Raw genomic sequence first — 23,979 nt, forward strand, 5'->3', positions numbered from 1 at the left:
TTTGCTTCGCTTTCTTGCGGCGACCTCTTCAGGTCTCGCCAGGACTTTCGCCCTGCCCTAGCAATTATCGAAACTTCAGGGTAAACCCTAATTTTTCAGTAACTGCCAAGCCCAAAACTATAGCACAATTTTTGCGGATCTTGCAACTGGCTTTTGCCTAATTTGCGCCGATCTTTGCAATAACCGCGGGGCGCTCATTTCTGATTGCTGTTGCGGCAGGTGATGCCGGGTTGCCCCGCTTCGCCTGTTGCACTTGCTTCGCTTCGCGTCTCAAAAACTGTGTGAGCTGCGAAGGAGCGAGACTATAGCACAGAATTTTGCGCTGTCACGTGGGTGTCGCAAATTATTGGTTTAGCCGCCGGGACGATGGGATCTTCCCGCCCGGCGCTACCGGCACGCGCTTTCACAGGACGGGAGACTTCCGTATATAGAGACGATGCGCTAACGCTCTGCTCTATATATAGGAAGGCCTCGCGCGGCGTGGCCAGTTCGGGCTACCAGCGGATGTAATCAACATGGCGAAGACGGGAAAGGTCGCGGCGTACGCTGGCTTCGTTGATCAGCCATTGGGGCGCGCCTACGTCATCGAGCATGTGCGGCTCCATGTCCTGGGCGATATTGCGCATCCGCGCCGCGTTGCGGCGGGTGCGATAGGCGTTCCAAAGGCGGGCGAGGAGGCTGCAGTCAGGCGCTTGCGCCGCTTCCAGCACGGGAACTGGTGCCGTTGGGGCAGGTGCGGTCCCGGCAGGTGCCGTCGGGGCAGATGCGGTCCCGGCAGGTGCGGTCGCGGCAGGTGCGGGCGCGGCGGGTGGAGTCACGCTGCGTGGCGTCCGCGCAAGCGCTGCCGTGGCGGGAAGAGACGGGGTGGGTCCGGCGGCGGACTTAGGATTGCGGGGTGTGCCGACCAGGGGAGACGTGGGCATGAAGGGTTGCGCGGTCATAACGGGCTCCTTGTGTTCCGTTTTGGTAAGCGTAGTCGCCCAAAGAGCCGCTGAAAATCCAATTGTTCTGGCCTCATCGGTAAGCTACGATGACCAAAAATTTTCAACATAGGTCTGCCATGCGGTTGCCGCTCAATACCCTTCCTGCATTTCGCGTTGTCGCGGAACTGCAGAACCTGCGCGCCGCCGCTGAGCGGCTGCATCTGACGCACAGCGCCGTGAGTCAACAGATCAAAGTGCTGGAGGAGCAGATTGGCTTTCCGCTTTTTGAGCGCAGCGGCCGTGGCATCGTGTTGAACTCCGCCGGCGCGGCGTTGCTGTGCAGCGTGCAAGGCGCCATGGCGCTGCTTGATGAAGGGCTGATGGCGGCGAGCGCGGCGGCAAGCGGACGCGAACAGCGGTTGCGGGTGTCGGTGCTGCCATCGTTTGCACAGCGCTGGCTGTTGCCGCGGATGGCGCGCTGGCGCGCCCGGCATCCGGAACTGGCGTTGGAGATCGAGACATCCCAGCAAGTGGTTGACCTTGCGCGGGACGGCTTTCATGCTGCACTTCGGATCGGGCAAGGGCCATGGGCCGGGGTGGAGTCGGAACCGCTATTTGATGTGCCGTTGCCGTTGATCGTGCTGGCTTCGCCCGAGACGATGGCCGCCCTGCCCGACAATTCGCCCGAAACGCTGGCGCGCCAGCCGCTGCTTGGCGAGCGTGAGCTCTGGCAGCACTGGTTTGCGGCCGCCGGGTTTCCGACGTCGGTCACACCAGTGGCTTCGTTCAATGACGCGGGGATGATGCTGCAGGCTGCCGAACAGGGACTGGGCATCACGCTTGGCCGCGAATTGCTGGCGGCGGATGCGCTCTGTGCGGGCCGGCTTGTGCAAGTGTCGCCCGTACGCGTGCATTACGAACTGGGGCAGACCTACCACCTGGTGTATCGGCCGAGCTTGCGGGATTGGGCGCCGCTGTCCGCATTCAAGCAATGGCTGCGCGACGAGCTGGAGATGTCGCGACAGACCTTGGTGACGTCGAAGCCTGTCGACGAGGCCTAGCGGGCAACGCCCAGGCGGACGCCGCGGCGGCGGCAGTCAATCTTCCATGCTGCTTCAGGCGGCCTTGCGCGCCGATGCCGCGACGGGCTGCATCGAGTCGGTTTCATTGAAGCGCTGGTGCCAGGAGAACGCCTCTTCCAGCAGATGCGGCGTCTGGCCGCCACGGGCGCACGCGCGATCAAAATAGTCTTGCAGCGCGTCGCGGTACGACGGATGCACGCAGTTCTGGATGATGGCGCGGGCGCGCTCGCGCGGCGCCAGACCGCGCAGATCCGCCAGACCGCACTCCGTGACCAGCACATCAACGTCGTGCTCCGTGTGATCGACGTGCGACACCATCGGCACCACGCTGGAGATGTCGCCGTTCTTGGCCATCGACTTGGACACGAAGATCGCAAGATGCGCATTGCGGGCGAAGTCGCCGGAGCCGCCGATGCCGTTCATCATGTGCGTGCCGCCGACGTGCGTGGAGTTCACGTTGCCGTAGATGTCGAATTCCAGTGCCGTGTTGATGGCGATGATGCCCAGGCGCCGCACGATTTCAGGCGCATTGCTGATTTCTTGCGGGCGCAGCACGATGCGTTGGCGGTAGTGCTCCATGTTGGCGAGGATCTTCTCGTACACGGGCTTGGAGACGGTGATCGACGACGCCGATGCGAATGCCAGCTTGCCCTGGTCGAGCAATTCAATAGCGCTGTCCTGCAGCACTTCGGAGTACATGACCAGGTTCTCAAAATCAGACGATTCGAACCCATGCAGGACCGCGTTGGCGATGGTGCCGATGCCTGCCTGCAACGGCAGCAACGCGTTGGTCAGGCGGCCGGCGTCTACTTCGCCGCGCAGAAACTGGTTGATATGACCCGCGATCGCGTTGGTCTCGGCATCGGGCGGCAACGCGTTGGAGGGGCTGTCGGGCTCCTGCGTGATGACGATGGCGGCGATCCGGCCGGGATCGACCTCGATGCAGGTCTGACCGATGCGCTGGTCTGCCGACACCAGACCGATGGGCTGGCGGGCGGGACGGTCGCCGGGAATGTAGATGTCGTGCAGGCCCTCGATGGCCGCGGGCACGCTCATATTCAGTTCGACGATGATCTTGTCTGCCTGCTGCACGAACGACGCGGAGTTGCCCACCGACATCGTCGGCACGATTGCGCCGGATTCGGTGATGGCGGCGGCCTCGATGATGGCCACGTTGATGGGACCGAGATGGCCCGCTCGCAGTTGTTCGACCGTCTCGGACAAATGCTGGTCGATGAAGGCGATTTCGCCTTGATTGATCTTGCGGCGCAGGGTCGTGTCGACCTGGAACGGCAGACGCCGAGCCAGCGCATTCGCCTGCGCCAGCATCTTGTCGGTGTCGTGGCCGAGCGATGCGCCCGTGATCAAGGTGATGGCCAGCGGTTCACGTTCCGCGCGGGCCGCCAACGCGGCCGGCACCGATTTACAGTCGCCTGCGCGGGTGAATCCGCTCATTCCGACGGTCATTCCGTCCTGAACCAGTAAAGCGGCCTGTTCGGCTGAAATGATCCTGGCGTGCAGGTCGGCGTTGCGGATCCGGTCGAAAGGCATGGTGTCTCCAAATTCAAAGGCTGGCGGCTTAGGGCCGGGCATGGCGACGGGGGTCTGAAGCGCCCGGACACCGTCTGACGCGGCGTTTCCCGATGTCCCGAGGGCCGTGGATACGGGCGCCGGGACGATTTTTCGGCAGTATAGGAAGCCGGGAGAAAATCTCGTAATGACTTAAAATCATCCGTTCCAGTCGTTTTTTTCATCATTTGGATTTTTCTCGCGCACGGCGCGAAGGGTTAGCGATCCCATGGACGTGCGCGCATTGCGGTATTTCGTGGAAACCGTCAGGCATGCCAGCTTCACGCAGGCGGCCAAGGCGCTGTTCGTCACGCAGTCCACGGTCAGCAAGATGATCCGGCAACTCGAAGAAGAAGCCGGCACGCCGCTTCTGATCCGCGACGGGCACACCGCCCGCCCCACCGATACCGGGCGGGTCATGTACCAGCGCGGCCTGCAGGTGCTGGAGACGATGCGCCAACTGTCGGAAGAAATGCGCCAGACTGCGGAGCTGGGACGCGGGGCTCTCGAGGTCGGCATTCCACCGATGATCAATCTGCTCTTCACGCCGGTCGTCAAGCGATTCCGCGAATTGCATCCCGGCATCCATCTGACGCTGCGCGAAGGTACGGGTCAGGCGGTGGAGAATCTGGTGGCCAGCGGCGAACTGGAGGTTGGCGCCACCATCCTCCCGGTCGCACCCGATGGCGGCCTGGCCGCGCAGGCGTTTGGCAGCTATCCGATCTGGGTAATCGGACCGCCCGACGCGCCGTGGGCCGGAAAGACCTCGCTGCCGCTAAGCGCGCTGCGCGAGGCGCGGCTGCTAATTCCGACCGACGACTTCGCGATCACCCGGCGGCTGCGCCAGGCGTTTGCAGACGCGGGACTGCAGCCCAGCATCGCGGCGCAAAGCGCGCATTGGGATTTTCTAGTGGCGATGGCCTCGGCAGGACTTGGCGTGGCCCTCTTGCCCGAACCGCTGATGCAGCGGATGAAAACGCGGGGCCTCAGCACCGCAAAACTTGCGAAGTCCGGCATTCAGTGGGAAGTCGGCCATATCTGGCTCCAGTCCGGCTATCTGTCGTTTGCCGCTCGCGCATGGCTGCAGGTCTGCGACGCCGTGCTGGGCAAGCCCCGGATTCGGGCTGCACGCACGCCCGAACGCCAGCCGAAGTGAATCCAAACGTTCGGCTGGTAAATATGGGTTGCCAGAGCCGCCACGGCTAGTCGGCCACTGGGTGCCAGCGCCCGGATCCGCCCCCCATTTCACGGCCCGCGAGCGTAGGCTAGACCGCAGGCGGCGGCCGCTGAAAATACAGGGACGCAAGGCGAGTTTTTGTTGCAACGGGCGTGCCGCCGGCTTGCTATGCTGCCGCCTCCAAGCGAGCAACTCGCCCCGAACACATGATCCCGACCACGCACCCTCTTCCCTATCGCGCCAGCCGCGTCCGCACGCCCAATCTGGTGGCGTTGCTTGCTGCGCTGCTGTTGGTGTTCTGCTTCCTGCCCGCCTTTGCTGCGCCGCCCGCCGCCCCCGCCGATACCGAAGCCGTGCTGGGTGCCGCGCGCAAGCAGATCGATGAGATCCGCAAGCGCGTCCCAGACGAAGCGGACGACGCGGTGCTGCTCAAGCAGCGCGGCGAGGCGCTGGACATCCAGTCCAAGGCAGACGCCGCAACCGAGGCGCTGACGCCGCAACTGGCCAGCGTGACCGCCCGCCTGAGCGAATTGGGCACGCCGCCGGACGGCGCGAAGGAAGCGCCGGATGTGGCGGCGCAGCGCGCGCAGCTGGAAAAGAACAGCCGCGCGCTGGACGCGCAGATCAAGCTGGCGCGGCTGCTGTCGGTGGATGCCGGCCAGACGGCCGAACAGATTTCAGCTCAGCGGCGCAAGCAATTTCAGGCGCGCCTGGGCGAACGTCGCGATTCCTTCCTGTCCGGCCAGTTCTGGACCGAATTCCGCCAGGAGTTTCCGCGGGATCTGGAGCGGCTTGAAGCGTTGCGCGACGACCTGTCCACCGCCGTGGGACAGACGCCCAAGTGGGGTTGGTTGCTGCTTGCCGTCGTGGCGGGTCTGGCGATCGCACTGCGCGTCTGGGTTGGCCGGTATCTGCTGCAGCTGACCGCGACCCGAGTGCCGCCCGGCCGGCTGCGTCGTTCGTTCCTGGCCGTGGCCTTGGTGACGCTCTCGGTCGCCACACCCGGCGTGATCGCCTTGCTGATCCAGACCGGCCTCGACTGGCGCTCGCAACTGTCCGACAGCACCGATTCGCTTCTCACCAACCTGGTGGCCACGGTCTGCTTCGGCGGTTTCGTGTCGGGGATGGGCTACGCCCTGCTGTCCACCAATCGTCCGTCCTGGCGCCTGCCGCCGGTGAGCGACATCGTGGCGAACCGGCTGCGCTGGCTTCCCGGCACGCTGGGTGTACTGGTGGTACTGATCTGGCTCGCAGAACGGTTGCCCGTCCTGCTGGACGCCAGCTTGACCACGACCATCACCCTGACTGGCATCGTCGGCGTGCTGAGCATGTCGTTGCTTGCCGCCGTGCTGTTCATCAGCCGCCGCCTGCGCCGCCAGGTGATGCAGGACAGCGAAGCGCCGATTCCGCTGTGGGTCTCGCTGATGCTGGCCGCCATCTGGACGGTCCTGATCGTCAGCTTTGCCAGCCTGCTGCTGGGTTACGTGGCGTTCGGCAGCTTCCTGGTCAAGCAGGTGTTGTGGGTGCTGATCGTGCTGGCGTCAGCCTACCTGGCCTCGACGCTGGTCGAGGACGGTTTCAGCACCTTGCTGGGGACGGCGCATCGCGAAGGCGGCGAAGGCGAAGGGCCCAGCATGCGCGATCAGGCTGCAGTGCTGCTGTCGGGCCTGGGTCGCGTGGCCATCGCGCTGCTGGCCATCATCCTGGTGCTGGCGCCGTTTGGCGAGGCGCCGATGGATCTGGTGCAGCGCTTTGACCAGCTCCGTAAGGGCCTGGCCATCGGCGAGGCGCAGATCCGGCCCGGCGCGGTGCTGCAGGCGTTGATCGTGCTGGCGCTGTCGTTGCTGGGCGTGAAGATGCTCAAGCGCTGGCTGTCCAACCGCTATCTGCCCACCACGGAACTGGATCCGGGCATGCAGCTATCCGCCGCGACGCTGTTCGGGTACGGCGGCTTCGTGCTCGCCGTGGCGTTGTCGCTGTCGGCGGCGGGAATCGGACTGGAACGGGTCGCGTGGATCGCGAGCGCGCTGTCGGTGGGTATCGGTTTCGGTCTTCAGGCGGTCGTGCAGAACTTCGTGTCGGGCCTCATCCTGCTGGCCGAGCGGCCGGTGAAGGTGGGCGACTGGGTGTCGCTGGGCGGCGTCGAAGGCGACATCCTGCGCATCAATGTGCGCGCCACCGAGATCCAGATGGGGGACCGGTCCACGGTGATCGTGCCGAACTCCGAATTCGTGACGAAAACGGTGCGTAACGTGACGCGGTCCAATCCGCTTGGACTGGTGCAGATCAAGCTGCCCATGCCCTTGTCGACGGATGCCGAGCAGGTGCGTGAACTGATGCTGCAGGCGATGGCGGATCACGAGGACGTGCTGGAGTCGCCGGCGCCCAATGTGTTCCTGGACGGGATCGACGCAGGCCATCTGATCTTCAATGCAAGGGGCTATGTGTCGTCGCCGCGGGCAGCGTACGGCGTGCGCAGCGCGCTGTTGTTCACGGTGCTCAAGCGTCTTGACGAGGCCAAGCTCGAAGTGTCGTCCCCGCCGACCATGCTGCTCGCCTCGGCGCCGGAACCCGCGCAGGCGCCTGCGCCCGTCGCGGTCCCGCCGCCCGCCACGCCCTGATTGCCGTCATGCGCGGGCTGCTTCAGCCGGGAGAGTACAGGTCGGCAAACTGTTGCCGCTCCACGCGAGGGTTGCGCAGTGGCGGCGCGGTGAACGCGGCGCTGCGGGCCGACAGCACCGGATAGCCCTGCACCACCGGCGTTGCCGCCGCTTGCGGCAGCGCGGGCGCCGTGCCTGCGGTCTGGACGGGCGTCTGCGGCGCGACCTGAGCCACGGCGCCGCTGTCGAACCGGTGATCCGCCGTCGTCAGCGCGGGATTGGTGCACAGCCCCTGCGCCACCAGCGCCGCCTTGGTGCGATCGTCGGTCTGGCACAGGATGTCGATGGCCGCGGTCTCCAAGCGCCGCGAACGATCCGCGTCCTTGGTCGACGCCGCCGCCTGCATCGTGCGCTCGAAGTTGCGGCGCAGGCTGCATTTCTGGTCCTCGATCGGAATCGCGACGTTCATGCCGAAGCCCACCACGGATCCGCCGCCGCCCGCCGACACCATGCAGCTGTCCGACGAGAACGAGCCGTAGAAGCTCTGGCCGCCGACCGGCGGCGCGCTGCGCAACGTGCTGGTCCCGCTGTTGCTCGAATTCAGTGTGATGCCCTGGTTGTTGCCCGCGTTGGTCGACCCGGACGATGCCGACGTCGTGGAACTGGACGTGCTGGTCTGCGCCCCCGCCGACATGGCGGCGAGCGACAGGGAGATGGCTAGAACTATGGTCTTCATGATGTCCCCTCGCCCGGACGGCCGAAGCCGTCCGGATAATTGGGTCAGCGATTGAACCCAACGACATGGCCCACCGGGCCGATGCCGTGTATCGACCCGAACGCACCGACATTTGCCGCGTGGAACGAGCCGGTCGCCGACGCGCTCGTATCCGTCTTGCCGAACGTTGCGCCGCCGTTGGCGATGCTGTCGCCGACCATGATCGGCGCGTTGCCCGACACATGCCCGTACGACTCGCTATTGGCGTACTGCCGCGTGCTGGTGACGACTTGCGTGCCGTCGCGGCTGAACGACCCGCCGACCTCCGCGATGCCGCCCGTGCTGCCGAACGACGTCTGGCTCGACGAGCCGTAGCCGTTGACCTGGGTGGCCACCACCGAGCTGCCGGTGGAGATGGATGACGCGGTCCCGTTGATGGCGCCGGCGTGGCCGGTTACCGATCCTCCGACCTGACCCGGGCCAGTGGCGTATGCCGATGCGGCGAACAATGACAATGCGGCGACTGCTGCGAGCTTTTTCATTTGAGCTCCTCCTGATCCGTCTGCACGGATGCACAGGTGCCGGAGACCGACCGGCGCGGACCGTTACTACCCAGGAACTGCGCCCTTGCCTTGGCAGGGCGTGGGACTTTCGTATTGGTACGGAATGATTGCGCCGTCCTAGGCAGGTCGGTATCGGTTAAACGAACGACCGGGTCTTTCTGGAGGATGGACTCGCGAATTACACAAACCTGAAAGCGGAGATGCCGGCTGCGCGCGGCCATGCGTACGGATGACGCGATGCGTCCGTCCAGCCCCGCTTGCGGCTGGCTTTCAACTCAAAGGATGGGGCCGGGCGCGTGAGGCTCACGCGTGATATCTAGCGCGCCAGGCGGAGCAGCCAGCCGGTCTCGCGACGCGCCAGCATCAGGTCAACGGCCACCAGCACAAGCAGGAAGCCGCATTCGGCCACGCACAGATTGGCAAGCACCTGATAGCTGCCCAGCAGGACAATGCCGGTGACGCCCGCAAGATATGCGGGCCAGGCGGGCGGCAATCCGGCCGCGATGCCGCGCGGGCGGCGCGACAGGCACAGCCAGGCGACAAGCGGCAAGCCCAGCATCGACAGGGGAATGTATATGGCAATGGCCGACAGCAGCACCGCAACACCGAATTGCGTATGCAGGTACAGAGACATCAAGGCAATGATGCCGACGCCGACATACCAAAGCAGGCGAAGGGAAATGAGACGAGTCAATGTGGCGGCTCGGTGATTCATGAAACGGGCTGGAATCGAGGTTTTCGGCCATACTACTCCCGCCTTGCCCACCCCATTAATCGGAGACCAAGCCATGATTCAGGAGATTGCCAGCATCCATGTCCGCGAAGGACAGGAAGCGCTGTTCGAAGCCGGTGTTACCCAGGCGAAGCCGCTATTTCTGCGCGCCAAGGGCTGCCATGGCATGGAACTGTACCGCAGCATCGAGCAGCCGCAGCGCTACACGCTGGTGGTGGACTGGGAAACGGTCGAAAACCACATGGTCGATTTCCGGGAATCGGCCGATTTCCAGGAGTGGCGCAAGCTGGTCGGCGGCTTTTTCGTTGAACCGCCTCAGGTGCACCACGAGCAGAAAGTGATCTGAACGTCCGGCGCCGGTCCAGCGGCTGCGCGGACCGGCGTCATTCTTCCGGCGGCTCGTTGTATTTGCGCGCGCTGCGCCGGAACGCATCGGCGGGATATTTGTTGGCGTTCTTCACCATCTTGCCGGCAACCGCCTGCGCAATATCGATGCCAAGCTGATCGGCCAGAGCCACCAGATACATCTGCACATCGGCGATCTCGTCGGCGGCGTCCGCAAGCCGGGCGGCGGGCAGATTGCGCGACTCGTCTTCACCCAGCCACTGGAACAGCGAGACCAGCTCACCCGTTTCCCCTGCCAGCGCCATCGCCAGATTCTTGGGCGAATGGAATTGCTGCCATTCGCGTTCAGCCGTGAACTGGCGGACGGCGAGGCGGATTGCTTCCAGGTCTGACATTGGAACTCCCAGGAAATGGCGCCTTGTTGGCGCCCTTTTTTTACGCCGTGGCCAAGCGAGCGCTGGCAGCCAAGGCGACCGCAACGGTCGTGCGCACGTCAGCCAACGCCCGGTGGGTCGGCTGCGAGGCGCCGACGTGCCGCGCCAGGATGTCGAGCTTGTGCGAGGGCAGCTCGGGCCACGCGCGGCGCGCCAGCGCCAACGTGCAGTGCGTGGCATTCGGGAAAGGCAGCCCCGTCTGCTCCGCCGCCGCGCTCAGGAAGCGCCGGTCGAACGAGGCGTTATGGAAGAACACCGGCAGGTCCCCGACGAAACTCAGGAACGACGAGAAAGCCTGTGCAACGGGAATGCCGTCGCGATCGACTTCGGCCTGCGTGATGCCGGTCAGACGGGAAATGAAGGAAGGGACGCGGCCGCACGTGCGCACGACTTGCGTGTATTCGTTCACGACCACCCCGCCCTCGCCCACCCGGACCGCCGCAAATTCAAGAATTTCGCAGCTTGCGGTCGACAGGCCGGTCGTTTCCAGGTCGGCAACGATGAAGGGGCGGCCCAACGCTTCAAGCGCGTGCGTCAAGGCCGCTTGCGCACGCGGCGCGGGACGGGCCGGCGATGCGCTGGCCGCACGCGTGCGCCGATAGAAATACGTCACGCGCTTACTCCGCTGAATGCAGGGCGGCGAACCGGGCCGAACCGTCGGCAAGCTGTCCGAAAAACAGATCGGCCGGGCGCACCCACAGGCCGCGCGCGTGGGGCCAGAGGTGTTCGTACACCACCATGGACTCTTCGGTTTCGGAGTGGCGGGCCGTGCCTATGTAGCGGTACAGGCCGCCCTTGTAATGGCGGTGCGTGGCAAGAGCGAGGGCTTCGGATTCAGTCATGGACATCGGGGGCAAAAGGCGCGGCCCGCGGCGGAAACTGCCCGCGCGGGCCACGGATGATCGGCAATGCCGTCTTTATAGCGCAATCGCGCGCTGGCGCCCTGCTTGCTAGGCGGCGCGCAATCGTCTAGCGGTCTCGACGTGGGTTTCGGTGAGGTCTTCGGTCACACCGGCCAGCTTGTCCGATTGCGCCAGCGACACTTCAACGACCTGGCCCATGATTTCGGTCACGCGGCGCGACGACGCGACGATGCCCTCCATCGTGCCGCCGGCGGACTGGACCTGCACCGCACCGCCTTCGACCTGCGCCACCGACGTCGTGATGAGAGCCTTGATTTCCTTGGCCGCCGCCGCGCTGCTTTGCGCCAGATTGCGGACCTCTGACGCCACGACGGCGAAACCCCTGCCGTGCTCACCGGCGCGCGCGGCCTCGACGGCGGCGTTCAGCGCAAGAATGTTGGTCTGGAATGCGATGCCGTCCATGACCCCGATGATCTCGGAAATGCGGCGCGAGCTACCCGTGATGGCCTCCATGGTGCTCATCACGTCGCGCATCGTGTCGCCGCCCGTTTCGGCGATGCGGCTGGCGTCCTGAGCAAGGCTGTTGGCCTGCCGCGCTCTTTCGGCGTTCTCGGTCAGCCCCTGCACGGCGACCTGAAGCGTTTGCGCCGCGGTAAAGCGCTTGGTGATGTCGGTGGCGAACTTCACTACCTTGAATGGCCGGCCCTGCGCGTCAAAAATGGGGTTGTAGCTGGCTTCGATCCAGACCTGGCGTCCGCCCTTGCCCAAGCGCATGTACTGGCCGGTGTCGTGTTCACCATTGCGCAGCCGGCGCCAGAAATCCTTGTATGCCGTGCTGCGGGCTTCTTCGGGTGCGACAAAGATGCTGTGATGCCGGCCCAGCACCTCGTCGGCGCGATACCCCACCGCACGGAGAAACAGGTCGTTGGCGCGCAGGATGGTGCCGTCGAGTTCGAACTCGATAATCGCCTGGACTTTGGAAATCGCCGCGAGCTGGCCTTCGGAATCGGCCTGGCGATTTTGCTGGTCGGTGATGTCGGTGGCGTACTTGATCACCTTCACCGGCTGTCCGCGCTTGTCAAAGATGGGGTTATAGGACGCCTGAAGCCAGACGTCCGAACCATCCTTGCGAATCCGCCGATACCGGCCGGAATCATGCGCACCCTGGCCCAGCCTTTCCCAGAAGGCTGCGTATTGCGGCGACCCGCGTTCATCGGGATCGATGAACATGCGGTGATGCCGCCCCTGGATCTCATCGAGCGAATAGCCCATGGTGTCCAGGAAATTCTGATTGGCCATCAGGATGTGGCCTTGTAAATCAAATTCAATGACCGCCTGGGATTTGTGAATGGCGTCTATTTGTCCCAGCAGGTCGGTTTTATCGGTACTGCGATATCCACGGATAAAGCGGCCAAGAGTATGCCAAAGCATGGAGACCTCCAGGGTGTGTTTGCCGGCGTGCCTGGTACACGTATTTTCTGATGTATCTAATGGAAACTACTTAATCCCAGAAATTATCACGGCACGATCTATTTTTCGGTGTCCCTTTTAAAAAGATTCCAAAGCGTCGCCGCAATGCACATTCGGGTAATTCCGGGTTCAAGCCGCGTCCAACTCGCGATACTGCCGAAATATGCCTTCGCCGAACGGCAGGCGGCGGCCGCTCGAGAAATAAGCTTGCAGCTCGGGCAGCGCCGTCACCCGCTCGTGCAGGGCAAACACATTCGGATAATGCGCGGCCACCGTGGCCATGCGTTTTGGAAACGCATACAGCAGGCCATCGACCAAGTGATACAGGGACAAATCGACATAGGTCCATTTTGGGCCGCCCGCCAGCCAGGCCTGCGAGCCATCCAGCAACCGCTCAAAGTACCCGAGAAACTTCGGAATACGCTCTTCGCGAAAAACCTTGGCGCGGCGGGCGGCTTCCTCTTTCTGGTCTTCGTAATAATCGCTGGCGGAAATGGGGTGATGGGTGTCGTGCGCTTCGGCCACCATGTCGGCAATGGTGAGTTGCAATTGGTTTACCCATAACCGGTCTTCAAGCGATTCGGGAGCAAGGCCATGCTTTTCGCCCAGGAAAAGCAGGATATTGGCCGTCTGTCCCAACGTCATTTTTCCGGCCACCAGATAAGGCGGCGCAAAAGGCGGGTGTTTGCGGGCCGATTGCATGTCATCGATCAACGCGCTTTCGTCGGCGCCCGGATCGCGGGCGCGTTCCCGGTACGGAATGCCGCCCGCCTCCAGCGCCAGGCGCACGAATTCTCCCCGCCCGGGGATGCCATCCCAATACCAAAGGTCGTAGGTCATACGGTCTCCTTTCAGTTGGCGCAGCCGAACCTGCAGTCTGCAGCCGGAACCGCACGTTAGCAAGGCGCATGCCGGGGGCCTTGAAGCGAAAAAAAGCGCGATAGCTGGTCGCCACCGCGCTTTGTTCGCTGATGCGCGACCTACGCCTGCGCCGCGTCCTCCAGAATCATTTCCGCTCCGCGTTCGGCCACCATCATGACGGCGGCCTGCGTGTTGCCGGAAACCATCTTCGGCATGACCGAGGCATCCACCACGCGCAGGCCCGTCAGCCCGTTGACACGCAGCCGCACGTCCGTGACGGCCGCGGCGTCCGTACCCATGCGGCACGTGCCGATGGGGTGATAGATGGTCTGGCCGTTGCGCCGCGCGAAATCCAGCCATTCGTCATCGCTGTCCACCTGCACACCGGGGCTGACCTCTGCCTCTACGTAGCGTTGCAAAGCGGGCCGGCCGACGATGCGACGGGCCACCTGCATCCCGCCAACCAGACTGTCGCGGTCGACCTGCGCGGACAGGAAGTTGGGCCGGATGGCTGGGCCGGCCAGCGGATCGGCCGACTTGATATGGATGGACCCGACGGACTCTGGGCGTAACTGCGCCACCCCGATCGTCATACCCGGATGCCGGTCCAGAATGCGTTCGGCGGCGTTGGCGTAGCTGGCATGCACGAAGAAGAACTGCACGTCGGGCGTGGGCAAGCCGGGCGCACTCTTCACGAAGCCGTGAACCAATCCCGTGCCCAGCGTCAGAATGCCTTTGCGGCTCATGTAGTAGCGCGCCACCTGTTGCGCCAGCCGCCAGCCGCGCGACATTTCATTCAAGGTCACGGTGTTCTTGACGCGCCAGTTCATCCGCGTGGCGAAGTGGTCGATGTAGTTTTCGCCCACCGCTGGCTGCGCGTGCACCACGCCGATGCCGTGCGAGGCCAGCAAGGCCGGATTGCCCACGCCGGACAATTCCAGCAATTGCGGAGACTGCACCGCGCCCAGGCAGACCAGCGTTTCGCGATGCGCACGCACCGTGTGCTCCTGCCCGTTCTTGCGGTAGACCACGCCCACGCAGCGCTTGCCTTCGAAGACCAGACGCGTGACATGGGCGCCGCATTCCACGGTGAGGTTACGCCGTCCGGCCGCCGGTTTCAGGTAGCCGTCCACGACGCTCCAGCGCCGGCCCCGGTGCTGGAGGACCTGGTAATAGCCCACGCCTTCCTGGTCGCCACTGTTGTAATCCGGATTGAAAGGCTGGCCGTCCTCACGGGCGGCCTGCAGGAAGGCGTCCGACACGGGAAAGCGCTCGGAGACCTCTTCGAGATGCATCGGGCCGTCCGTGCCGCGGGTCTCGCCCCCCGGTGCGTAGTTCTCGATCTTGCGATAGATGCGCTCGGCCACGTCGCTACCCCAGCCAGCAGCGCCGGCGGTCACCCAGCCGTCGTAATCCTGAGGCTGGCCGCGCACGTAGATCATGCCGTTGATCAGCGTGGATCCACCCAACCCCTTGCCGCGCGGCACGGCGATGACCCGGCCATGGACGTTGTCTTCGGGTTCGGTGGCAAAGCGCCAGTTGTATTGCGGGTCGACCAGCAGCTTGGAAAAGCCTGCCGGAATCGGAATCCACATGCTGCGCGCCTCGTGGCCGGCCTCAAGCAGCAGTACGCGATACCTGCCGTCCGCGGTAAGGCGGTTGGCCAGGATGCAGCCGGCCGTTCCGCCGCCCGCAATGATGAAATCGTAGTCGCCCATCGTTGTCTACCGAGTGTGTGCAGCGCCGCCTAGCCGGCGGACGCCACGCCCAGCGTTTCCACCATCAGTTCGATCTGGCAGGCCAGCATCGGCGCCCCGTAATGAATCTTGCAACCGCGCGCCTGCGCCGCCACGAGCAGCGCCGTGTCCTTGGGCTGCATGATGACTTCGCAAACCAGTTGGTCCGGCGTCAGGCGGCTGGCATCCAGCGGCAGCGGATCGCCTTCTTTCATGCCCAGCGACGTGCCATTGACGACCAGGTCATGGCCGGACGGGTCGGCATTGCCCACTGTGATCAGCGCGTCCGGATGCAGCGACAGGATGCGTGCCTTGAGGTCTTCGGCCTTGGAGGGCGTGCGGTTGGCGATGGTCAGGCGCGAGACACCGGCCTGCACGAGCGCGAAGCCGATTGCGTTGGCCGCGCCGCCAGCGCCAGCCAGGTACACGCTCTTGCCCTCGGGTGCGACGCCGCAACTACGCAGGCCACGCACGAACCCCTCGCCGTCCAGCATGTGCGCCACCAGACGCCCGTCAGGCTCGCGCCGCAGCACATTGGCCGCGCCGATCTTGCGCGCGACGGGCGTGGCGTCATCGGCCAGTTCCAGAATGGCGGTCTTGTGCGGCACCGTGACGATCACGCCGCCCAGGTTTTCCAGGCGGCGCAGGCCTTCGACCACGGCCGCCAGGTTGTCGGGCCGCGCGTGAAACGGCACGCAGACGCCGTCGAAACCGATCTTGGCGAAGTGTTCGTTCATGCGCTGCGGCGTCTTCACATGGTGAATCGGGTCGGCCAGAATGCCGAACAGGCGCGTGTTGCCGCTGATTTCCTTCATGGGTGTCTCCGGATCAAGGCTGGATGAATTCGCGCGCGACGCCGGCAATGCCTTCGGCGTCGAGCTTGTAATGGGCGTACAGGGTGGTGGGCGGCGCAATGAGGCTGTATTCGTCGTAGATGCCATGACGGCGCAGGCGTGTGCCGGTGCCTGCGTCGGCCAGCACCTCGGCCACCGCCGACCCCAGGCCGCCCAGCACATTGTGCTCTTCGACCGTCATCATCAGACGCGACTGCCCGGCAGCCTTGAGGATGGCGCCGCGATCCAGCGGCTTGATCGTCGGCATGTCGATCACCCCTACCGACAGGCCCTCTTCGCGCAACTGGCGGGCGGCGGCCAGCGCGCCGTGCAGCGTGATGCCGCAGGCGATCAGCGTCAGGTCGCTGCCGACTTCGTGGACGATGGCACGGCCGAACTCGAACGGCGTGTTGTCTTCGTAGACCTGCGGATCGCGCCCGCGGCCGATGCGGAAATAGATGGGTTCGGGCCAGTCCGCAGACGCCTTGATCGCCGCGGCAAGTTGCGGACCGTCGGCGGGGGAGACCACCGTCAGACCCGCCAGCGCGCGCATGGTGGAGATGTCTTCGGTGGCGTGGTGCGAGGTGCCGTAGAAACCCAGGCTGATGCCGGTGTGATGGCCGATCAGGCGAACCGGCAGACGCGTGTAGGCGACGTCCATCCGGATCTGTTCGCAGCACAGCAGCCCGAGGAACGACGCGAAGGTCGCGACGAACGGCATCATGCCGGTCGTCGCAAGCCCGGCGGCTGCCGACACCATGTTCTGCTCAGAGATGCCGAACTGCACGTAGCGGTCGGGATAGGCCTCGGCGAAACGGTTCAAGCCATTCGAATACTGAAGGTCCGCCGATCCGGCGACGACCGGATGACCGGCCTTCACCAGCTCGATCAATCCGTCGGAAAGATAGGACAGCCCGGGGTTCACCGCATTGAGGGCGCGGTACTGCCAGGAATCGGGAGAGATTACTTGTGCCTGTGCCATTCAGATCTCGCGGGAGAGGATTTCTTCGACAGCGCTTTGCGCATCTTGCGGGGCCAGGTAGCCCAGGTGCCAGCCCGGTTCGGTTTCCATGTAGGACACACCCTTGCCCTTGATGGTCCGGGCGATCACGCACGCGGGCTTGGCGCGCGCCTCGTCGGCGCGCAGGCGGCGCAACAGCGCAGTCAGCTCGGCAAGGTTGTGGCCATCGACTTCGTGGACCTCCCAGCCAAACGCCAGCCACTTATCATTCAGCGACTCCACCCCCATGACGTCGTCGACCTTGCCGTCGAGCTGATAGCCGTTGCGGTCAACAATGGCGATGAGGCGGGACAGGCGATTGTGCGCGGCGAAGAGCGCCGCTTCCCACACCTGACCTTCCTGCATTTCGCCGTCGCCCAGCATGACGAACACGTTGAAGTCACGCTTGGTCATGCGGCCACCAACCGCCATGCCCACGCCGTTGGACAGGGCATGGCCGATGGAACCGGAACTGAAGTCCACGCCCGGCACCTTGCTCATGTCGGGGTGATCGCCGAGCGGGCTGCCCAAGCGCGTGTAGCCGTCCAGCAATGCGTGATCGATGAAGCCCAGGTCGGCCAGCACCGGAAACAACCCGACCGCCGCGTGGCCCTTGCCCATAAGGAAGCGATCGCGATCCGGCCACTGCGGTTCGCCCCGGCGCAGACGCATCACGTCGTAATAGAGCGCCGCGAAGATCTCCGCGCACGAGAACACCGAGCTGTAGTGACCGACCTTTGCGATTTCTATAAGGCGGATCGTCTCCAACCTGATGTGGCGGGCCTTTTCCCGCAGCATCGCGATTTCCCCTGCGGTAGGGGCCTCCTGATCCTTGCGCATCGCGCCTCCTCTTGTTGTATGGATATATGATATATAATATACCCATTGCGCTCGAATTGGCTACGCCGGGCTAGAATCGCTCCTGGATTCACCCGCACCCTCCATACAGCAAGCCAGAAACGCCATGCCCAGCCTCAAACCGGTCAAAAAAGAAAACCTTTCCGTCAGGGTCTACAACGAAATCCGTAATGCCCTCATCAATGGGCAGTACGAACCTGGCGAGCGCCTGATCATTGGTGAGCTGGCGCAGGAAATGGGGGTGTCGATCACGCCGGTGCGCGAGGCCATCTTCCGTCTCATCAGCGAGCAAGGACTGGAAATGCAAGCGGCCACGGCGGTTTACGTGCCGTACGTCAATTCGGAAAAGCTGCGGGAGATCCAGCAGATCCGCTTCCACCTTGAAGGCATGGGCGCCGCCGAGGCCGCGCAAAACATCACGCGCAAGCAGCTCGACAACCTGATCGCGCTGCAGCGCGATTTCATCTCGTGCACGTCCACCGATCCCAAGCGCGCCAGCTACCTGAATCGCAAGTTCCATTTCGCCATCCTGGAAGCCAGCAACAAGCCCATCCTGCGCAACACCGTGGAGTCGTTCTGGGTCATCACCGGCCCCATCCTCAAGGTGTTCCACGTCAAGACGGCGGGGCTGGACTACTCCGAAAACGAGCATCGCCACGAGGCCGTCATCGAGGCTCTGGAAGCGCGTGATTCGGAAGCGGCGCGCAGCGCCATCCAGGCTGATCTGGTCTGGGGCGGAAAGATCATGATCGACTGGCTGGTCGAACGGGAAAAAGAACTCGACTACCGCCCCCCCGGGGCTCGCAAATAGGGAGACGCCATGCTGAAGATTTTCGGAGCGCCCAGCCGCTACATCCAGGGGTCGGGCGCCCTGGACGCGCTGGGACAATACGCGGCGCTGTTTGGAAAGCGCGCCGCGCTGGTCATCGACAGCTATGTCCATGGCGTGTTGGGTCCGAGAATCGAGGCGTTGTGCGCTCAGCATGGCGTGGCGCTTGCGCCGCTGATCGTAGAAGGCGACCTGACGCCGGCAGTCATCGACGGATTGCGCGCGCAAGCAGCGCCGGCAAACATCGACATGGTGATTGCGGTGGGCGGGGGCAAGTCGCTGGATGCCGGCAAGGCCGTGGCCAAGTCGTCGCACTGCCACCTGATCACGGTGCCCACAGTCGCATCCAACGACGCGCCCACCAGCAAGAATTACGTGCTTTACGATGCGCATCACAACCTCCTGGCCGTCGAGCACATGCTGTTCAATCCGACCATCGTGCTGGTCGACACCGCCATCATCGCGACCGCGCCGGTGCATTTCTTCCGGGCCGGACTAGGCGACGCGATCTCCAAGAAATTTGAAGCCGAGCAGTGCCAGCGCAATGGCGGCAAGAACATGTACGACGCGGCGCCGCTGCTCACGGCACAGCTCATCGCCGACGGCTGCCTGCGCACGCTGCTGGCGGACGGCGCGGATGCCGTGGCCGTTGCAGGAACCGGCCAGCCCACGCCCGCCTTCGAGCGCGTGGTGGAAGCGATGATTCTCATGAGCGGTTTGGGATTTGAAAGCGGTGGCCTGTCCATTGCCCACGCCTTGACGCGCGGGCTGCCAAAGATCGACGGTATCGCCACGGCGCTGCACGGCCTGCAGGTGGCGGTGGGTTTGCTGGTGCAGCTAGACCTTGAGAACCGCAATGACGGCATGCTGGCGGATCTGAAGCAGTGGTATGCCCAGGTCGGGTTGCCGGTCACGCTGCGCGAACTTAGCGCGGCCGGCGAGCCGTCCGACGCGCAGCTGTCGCTGGCGGCGGACCTCAGCCTGAAGGCGCGCCATGCCGCCAACTTCGACCGCACGCTGGATGTGACCACGCTGGCGGCCGCGTTGCGCCGTCACGCCTGACCCCAACTGCTGCCAGCAAGGGCTGGCGGGTTTGATGCCCGCCGGCTGCCCTCCCCGCCTGCGCCATCAGAACGCGACGTTGTCCTTGCCTTTCAATCCCAGCTTGGCCCGCGCTTCATCCGGCGTGGCGACCTCCAGGTTCAGCGCCTCGAGGATGCCGCGGATGCGCTCCACCTGCACGCGATTGGATTCGGCCAGTTGCCCCGGTCCGATCCACAGCGAGTCTTCAAGGCCCACCCGCACGTTCGACCCCATGGCCGCGCCGATGGTTGCCAGCGGCATCTGGTTGCGGCCGGCGCCCAGGATGGACCATTCGTAGTCTTTGCCAAAGAGACGGTCCGCCGTGCGCTTCATGTGCATCAGGTCTTCGGGGTGCGGTCCGATGCCGCCCAGGATGCCGAACACCGATTGGATAAAGGGCGGCGACTTGACCAGGCCGCGGTCCACGAAATGGGCCAGGTTGTAGAGGTGGCTGATGTCGTAGCACTCGAACTCGAAGCGCGTGCCGTTGGCGTTGCCCAGCGTCAGGATGGACTCGATGTCCTGATACGTGTTGCGAAAGATGAGCGAGCGGCTGTTTTCCAGATGTTCGCGCTCCCAGTCGTGCTTGAACTCGGAGAAGCGGTCCAGCATCGGAAACAGGCCGAAGTTCATGGATCCCATGTTTAACGACGCCAGCTCCGGCTGGAACGTGGTGGCCGGCCGCATGCGCTCTTCCACCGTCATGTGCGGACTGCCGCCGGTGGTGATGTTGATGATGGCGTCGGTCTCGCGCTTGATGCGCTCAAGGAAAGGCTTGAACAGCGCCGGATCCTGCGAAGGTTTGCCCGTCTGCGGATCGCGCGCGTGCAGGTGCAGGACGGCGGCGCCGGCCTTTGCCGCGCCGATCGCCGCCTCGGCGATCTCGTCGGCCGTGACCGGCAGGTGCGGCGACATGCTGGGCGTGTGGATGGCGCCCGTCACGGCGCAAGTGATGACGACTTTCTGTTTGGGCTTAGCCATTGTTGTCTCCGTGTTGTTTGTGACGCATGAGGCGCATCAGCTTTTCATCGCGCCAGAAACGGCGCGCGGCAAGTTCTTCCGCAGGCAGCAGGGCGCGCCGCTCATCGGATAGCGCATCGACCAGCGCGCCTTCCCAGGCCACGCAGTCGCCCTGGCTTGCGCCGATGGACTGATAGAGCCCGCCGTAGCGGCGGCAGTAATCTGCGAGGCCGCCCGGCGCATTCAGGTCGATGGTTTCAAAGGGACCCATGAAGGACCACCGCAGGCCCAGCCCGTCCTTGACCGTGGTGTCGATGTCTTCGGCGCTGGCGATGCCCTGGCTCGCCAGCCGGAAGGCTTCCTGCAGCAGCGCGCCTTGCAGGCGGTTCAGGATGAAGCCTTCGATTTCGCGCCGCACCAGCACGGGCTTCTGGCCGATGCCGGTCATCACGTCGCGCGCGCCGGACAGCGCTTCGGGACTGGTCCAGGGCGCCGGGCACAGCTCGACCACCGGGATCAGGTACGGCGGATTGACCGGATGCGCCACGAGGCAACGGTGCCTGCCGGCAAGATGCTCGGTGAACTGGCTGGCCGGAATGCTGGACGTGGAGCTGCCGATGATGGCATGCGGTTCGGCCAGCGCGTCCAGTTCAGAAAAAAGCGCGCGCTTGATCTGCACATCTTCCGGGGAGTTTTCCTGGATATAGCTGGCGCCCTGCAAGGCCTCTTGCAAAGTGGCCGACACCTGCACGCGGTCGACGATGGCGTCCGCATCGTCGAGCAAGCCCTGCGTTTCCAGCACGCGAAGCTGTTGCAGGATGAGCGCGCGCGCTTCGGCGAGCATGGCGGCGTTGACGTCATGAAGCCGCACTTCCCAGCCCATGCGCGCAAAGACGATGGCCCACCCCTGCCCGATCAGTCCCGTTCCAATAATGGCGGCGTGCCGCGGCATGTTGTCCGCGTCCATCAGTAGAGCTTCTGCGTGAAGCCGTCCACGACGATGGCCTGGCCGGTCACGCTGCGCGCCGCTTCGCTGGCATTGAAAAGGACCATGTTGGCGATATCGCGCGCGGTGACCATGCGGCCGAGCACGGCCTGGTTTTCGTACTGCGCCGCAATCTCTTCGACCGGCCGTCCCAGCGTATCGGCCTTGGCGGCGATGACGGCGCGGATGCGCGGGCCTTCAACCGCGCCGGGCAGGATGGCGTTGACGCGAATGCCATGGCCGCCCAGTTCGATCGCAAGCGACTTGGTGAACCCGATCACCGCCCACTTGGAGGCGGAATACACCGACCGGCCCGCAAAACCAAGATGCCCAGCCGCCGAAGACAGGTTGATCATCACGCCGGCCTTCGATTCCTTGAGTAGCGGAATGGCCTGACGCGCGCACAGGAACTGGCCCGTGATGTTGACGGCGAGCGTGCGATCCCAGTCAGCCTTGGAAAGCGTTTCCACGAAACCCGTGGGACCGGCAACGCCCGCGTTGTTGATCAGGATATCCAGGCCGCCGAGCGTTTGGCGGACGGCGGCAAAAAGCTGCTCCACGCCGGCTTCGTCGGAAACGTCCGCTCGCGCGACCTGCACGCCGGGCAGTTCCGCAGGCAAGGCTGCCAGCCGTTCCTCGTTGACGTCGCACACGAACACGGTGGCGCCCGCGTGGTGAAAGACCTTGGCCATTTCCAGGCCAAGTCCGTCGGCGCCGGCGGTGATGAGCACTTTCTTGCCGGTGAAATCCACTTCCTCGAACATGCGTCTGTCTCCTAGGATCGTTCTTATAAGTGCGCGTCATCATATACGATATATGATAAAACCGGCTATCCTGTGATCCGTCACGCAGGCGCCGCTTCATCCAAAAAGCGTCGTTCGCCTGACGGAATTATGTGTGGTTTTTTCTCGTATATCGGCCGCTAAGGCTTTATTCATGCGGTTTCAGGGAATTCCCTGATTCGGCATGGAGCGACCGCCACTAGAATCCAAGGCGAGGGTTTCTCGCCCCGCCGGCACATATATCATATATAGCAAAAGACGGACGGAACTCAGTATCCAGTCCGCATTCCATACCGACAAAGGAGCGTAGACAGTGTTCAAGTTCAACAAAATTGTTTTGGCGCTGGGTGTGTGCGGCGCGCTGGCAAGCGGCACCGCAGCGGCCGACATGAAGGTGGGCGCCCTCTTCCCGTTCAGCGGCGCGCTCGCGCTGCTTGGACAGGAAAGCTATCGCGGTCTGGAATTGGCCGTTAACGAGATCAACGCCGCCGGGGGGATCAACGGCGAGAAGATCGAAATCATCAAGGCCGACGCCGTCGACCCGACCCAGGCGGTGTCCGAGACCAAGCGCCTGATCTCTGCCAACGTGGTTGGCGTGTTCGGCAGCTACGCGTCCGGCATTTCGTACGCGGCCTCGCCTGTGACGGAGCTGGCTGGCGTGCCCTATTTCGAACTGGGCGCCACCGCGCACAAGATCACCACGCGCAACTACAAGTACCTGTTCCGCAGCAATCCCAACACCGCGCTGTACGGCGTGTCGGTGGTGAACGCGTTGCATGACACCATCGCGCCGGGCATGGGCCTGAACCCGAAGGACATCAAGATCGGCATCATCCACGAAGACGGGCCGTATGGCACCGACGTGGCCGCCACCGAAAAGAAGCGCGCGCAGGAGCTTGGCTACAACGTGGTCGAAGTCCTGCCCTACTCGGCCAAGACCGTCGACCTGTCCTCGCTGATCCTGCGCTTGAAGGGCGCGAAGGCCGATGTGGTGTTGCAGACGGCCTATCAGAACGACGCCATCCTGTTCTTCAGCCAGGCACGCGCGGCAAGCTTCAAGCCCAAGGTCGTGATCGGCGCGGGCGGCGGCTATTCGCTGGCCGACACCGCCAAGGCCGTGGGCGCCGACATGAACGGCGTGTTCGACCTGGACTTCCCGCAATCGTCCATCAATCCGGCCGGCGCGCCGGGCCTGGACAAGTTCCTCGAAGCCTACAAGGCCACCTACAAGAGCGATCCGCAATCCGGCCACAGCCTGACCAACTACGTCGGCGCCAAGGCCTTCTTTGAAGCCATCGGCAACGCCAAGTCCACGGACAAGGACAAGATCCGCGCCGCCGTGCTGGCCTACAAGAAACCTGCCGGCCAGACAGCCAACGGCTGGGGCTTCGACTTCGGCGAAGACGGGCAGAACAACGCCTCGACCTTCTACGTGATGCAGTGGCAGGACGGCAAGCTCGTCACCATTGGTCCGGAAAACCTCGCACTCGGCAAGCCCATCTTCAAGAAATAAAGCGCGATGCCAGCGGCCGGGCGCCGGGGCCTTGCGCCCCGGTGCGCGTCCGGTCTTACCCGGGG

24 protein-coding genes are annotated in these 23,979 nt (G+C 64.1%); 7 read left to right on the forward strand and 17 right to left on the reverse strand.

What is annotated here, in order from left to right; all coding sequences use genetic code 11:
- Positions 1-494: 494 nt before the first annotated feature.
- Positions 495-710 (reverse strand): isoleucyl-tRNA synthetase, encoded by a 216-nt coding sequence (locus RT697_RS12790; RefSeq protein WP_313699308.1) that lies wholly within the window; start codon positions 708-710, stop codon positions 495-497.
- A gap of 350 nt (positions 711-1,060) precedes the next feature.
- On the opposite strand from RT697_RS12790, the gene RT697_RS12795 reads away from it, so the two are divergent.
- A complete protein-coding gene (locus RT697_RS12795; RefSeq protein WP_313699383.1) occupies positions 1,061-1,984 on the forward strand; it encodes a LysR substrate-binding domain-containing protein in 924 nt (307 codons plus the stop codon).
- A 54-nt stretch (positions 1,985-2,038) separates the two neighbouring features.
- Here the strand turns inward: RT697_RS12795 and RT697_RS12800 are convergent, their stop codons facing one another.
- Positions 2,039-3,556, reverse strand: coding sequence for an acetyl-CoA hydrolase/transferase family protein (locus RT697_RS12800; protein ID WP_313699309.1), 1,518 nt, complete (start codon positions 3,554-3,556; stop codon positions 2,039-2,041).
- Positions 3,557-3,803: 247 nt separating this feature from the next.
- On the opposite strand from RT697_RS12800, the gene RT697_RS12805 reads away from it, so the two are divergent.
- The gene (locus RT697_RS12805) at positions 3,804-4,730 is read left to right on the forward strand and encodes a LysR family transcriptional regulator (protein WP_313699311.1); all 927 of its coding nucleotides are present in this window, start codon (positions 3,804-3,806) and stop codon (positions 4,728-4,730) included.
- Positions 4,731-4,957: 227 nt separating this feature from the next.
- Entirely contained in the window at positions 4,958-7,372 is a 2,415-nt protein-coding gene (locus RT697_RS12810) for a DUF3772 domain-containing protein (RefSeq protein WP_313699312.1), read from the forward strand.
- 22 nt (positions 7,373-7,394) lie between these two features.
- Here the strand turns inward: RT697_RS12810 and RT697_RS12815 are convergent, their stop codons facing one another.
- From RT697_RS12815 to RT697_RS12825, 3 genes are all read right to left on the reverse strand, one after another.
- Complete coding sequence (locus RT697_RS12815) at positions 7,395-8,087, reverse strand: hypothetical protein (protein WP_313699314.1); 693 nt, start codon at positions 8,085-8,087, stop codon at positions 7,395-7,397.
- Between the two features lie 44 nt (positions 8,088-8,131).
- The gene (locus RT697_RS12820; RefSeq protein ID WP_312435760.1) at positions 8,132-8,608 is read right to left on the reverse strand and encodes a hypothetical protein; all 477 of its coding nucleotides are present in this window, start codon (positions 8,606-8,608) and stop codon (positions 8,132-8,134) included.
- A 337-nt stretch (positions 8,609-8,945) separates the two neighbouring features.
- Positions 8,946-9,419, reverse strand: coding sequence for a hypothetical protein (locus RT697_RS12825; protein WP_313699315.1), 474 nt, complete (start codon positions 9,417-9,419; stop codon positions 8,946-8,948).
- Here RT697_RS12825 and RT697_RS12830 point away from each other — a divergent pair.
- On the forward strand, positions 9,418-9,708 hold the full coding sequence (locus RT697_RS12830; protein ID WP_056570634.1) for an antibiotic biosynthesis monooxygenase family protein: 291 nt from the start codon (positions 9,418-9,420) through the stop codon (positions 9,706-9,708). The two genes, RT697_RS12825 and RT697_RS12830, sit on opposite strands and share 2 nt — an antisense overlap.
- A gap of 37 nt (positions 9,709-9,745) precedes the next feature.
- Here the strand turns inward: RT697_RS12830 and RT697_RS12835 are convergent, their stop codons facing one another.
- From RT697_RS12835 to RT697_RS12875, 9 genes are all read right to left on the reverse strand, one after another.
- Positions 9,746-10,102 (reverse strand): nucleotide pyrophosphohydrolase, encoded by a 357-nt coding sequence (locus RT697_RS12835; protein ID WP_312435755.1) that lies wholly within the window; start codon positions 10,100-10,102, stop codon positions 9,746-9,748.
- A gap of 40 nt (positions 10,103-10,142) precedes the next feature.
- Complete coding sequence (locus RT697_RS12840) at positions 10,143-10,754, reverse strand: PolC-type DNA polymerase III (RefSeq protein ID WP_409517435.1); 612 nt, start codon at positions 10,752-10,754, stop codon at positions 10,143-10,145.
- Positions 10,755-10,758: 4 nt separating this feature from the next.
- Complete coding sequence (locus RT697_RS12845) at positions 10,759-10,983, reverse strand: DUF1653 domain-containing protein (protein WP_313699316.1); 225 nt, start codon at positions 10,981-10,983, stop codon at positions 10,759-10,761.
- Positions 10,984-11,091: 108 nt separating this feature from the next.
- A complete protein-coding gene (locus RT697_RS12850; protein ID WP_313699318.1) occupies positions 11,092-12,435 on the reverse strand; it encodes a methyl-accepting chemotaxis protein in 1,344 nt (447 codons plus the stop codon).
- A 168-nt stretch (positions 12,436-12,603) separates the two neighbouring features.
- The gene (locus RT697_RS12855) at positions 12,604-13,314 is read right to left on the reverse strand and encodes a glutathione S-transferase (protein ID WP_313699320.1); all 711 of its coding nucleotides are present in this window, start codon (positions 13,312-13,314) and stop codon (positions 12,604-12,606) included.
- Between the two features lie 140 nt (positions 13,315-13,454).
- The gene (locus RT697_RS12860; protein WP_313699321.1) at positions 13,455-15,053 is read right to left on the reverse strand and encodes a GMC family oxidoreductase N-terminal domain-containing protein; all 1,599 of its coding nucleotides are present in this window, start codon (positions 15,051-15,053) and stop codon (positions 13,455-13,457) included.
- Positions 15,054-15,082: 29 nt separating this feature from the next.
- Positions 15,083-15,886, reverse strand: a complete 804-nt coding sequence (locus RT697_RS12865; RefSeq protein WP_313699323.1) for a shikimate dehydrogenase — start codon at positions 15,884-15,886, stop codon at positions 15,083-15,085.
- A gap of 13 nt (positions 15,887-15,899) precedes the next feature.
- A complete protein-coding gene (locus tag RT697_RS12870) occupies positions 15,900-16,886 on the reverse strand; it encodes a transketolase C-terminal domain-containing protein (protein WP_313699325.1) in 987 nt (328 codons plus the stop codon).
- Complete coding sequence (locus RT697_RS12875) at positions 16,887-17,744, reverse strand: transketolase (protein ID WP_313699327.1); 858 nt, start codon at positions 17,742-17,744, stop codon at positions 16,887-16,889.
- A 124-nt stretch (positions 17,745-17,868) separates the two neighbouring features.
- On the opposite strand from RT697_RS12875, the gene RT697_RS12880 reads away from it, so the two are divergent.
- Together RT697_RS12880 and RT697_RS12885 are read left to right on the forward strand one after the other, a co-directional pair.
- On the forward strand, positions 17,869-18,573 hold the full coding sequence (locus RT697_RS12880) for a GntR family transcriptional regulator (RefSeq protein WP_105240088.1): 705 nt from the start codon (positions 17,869-17,871) through the stop codon (positions 18,571-18,573).
- Between the two features lie 9 nt (positions 18,574-18,582).
- Positions 18,583-19,653 (forward strand): glycerol dehydrogenase, encoded by a 1,071-nt coding sequence (locus RT697_RS12885; protein WP_313699329.1) that lies wholly within the window; start codon positions 18,583-18,585, stop codon positions 19,651-19,653.
- Positions 19,654-19,719: 66 nt separating this feature from the next.
- Here RT697_RS12885 and RT697_RS12890 read toward each other — a convergent pair whose 3' ends face one another.
- From RT697_RS12890 to RT697_RS12900, 3 genes are read right to left on the reverse strand one after another with little or no spacing between them, the layout of a single operon-like run.
- Positions 19,720-20,655, reverse strand: a complete 936-nt coding sequence (locus RT697_RS12890; protein ID WP_105240090.1) for a 3-keto-5-aminohexanoate cleavage protein — start codon at positions 20,653-20,655, stop codon at positions 19,720-19,722.
- Positions 20,648-21,601: a 3-hydroxyacyl-CoA dehydrogenase gene (locus tag RT697_RS12895; RefSeq protein WP_313699330.1), complete on the reverse strand. Its 954-nt coding sequence runs from the start codon at positions 21,599-21,601 to the stop codon at positions 20,648-20,650. Before RT697_RS12895 ends, RT697_RS12890 begins: the two co-directional genes overlap by 8 nt.
- Positions 21,601-22,383, reverse strand: coding sequence for an SDR family oxidoreductase (locus RT697_RS12900; protein WP_313699332.1), 783 nt, complete (start codon positions 22,381-22,383; stop codon positions 21,601-21,603). The genes RT697_RS12895 and RT697_RS12900 overlap by 1 nt, the downstream gene beginning before the upstream one ends.
- A gap of 331 nt (positions 22,384-22,714) precedes the next feature.
- On the opposite strand from RT697_RS12900, the gene RT697_RS12905 reads away from it, so the two are divergent.
- The gene (locus tag RT697_RS12905; protein WP_313699333.1) at positions 22,715-23,914 is read left to right on the forward strand and encodes an ABC transporter substrate-binding protein; all 1,200 of its coding nucleotides are present in this window, start codon (positions 22,715-22,717) and stop codon (positions 23,912-23,914) included.
- The last annotated feature ends 65 nt before the right edge of the window (positions 23,915-23,979 follow it).

It is taken from the genome of Achromobacter sp. (genome assembly GCF_032113835.1).
Taxonomy (GTDB): Bacteria; Pseudomonadota; Gammaproteobacteria; order Burkholderiales; family Burkholderiaceae_B; genus Achromobacter.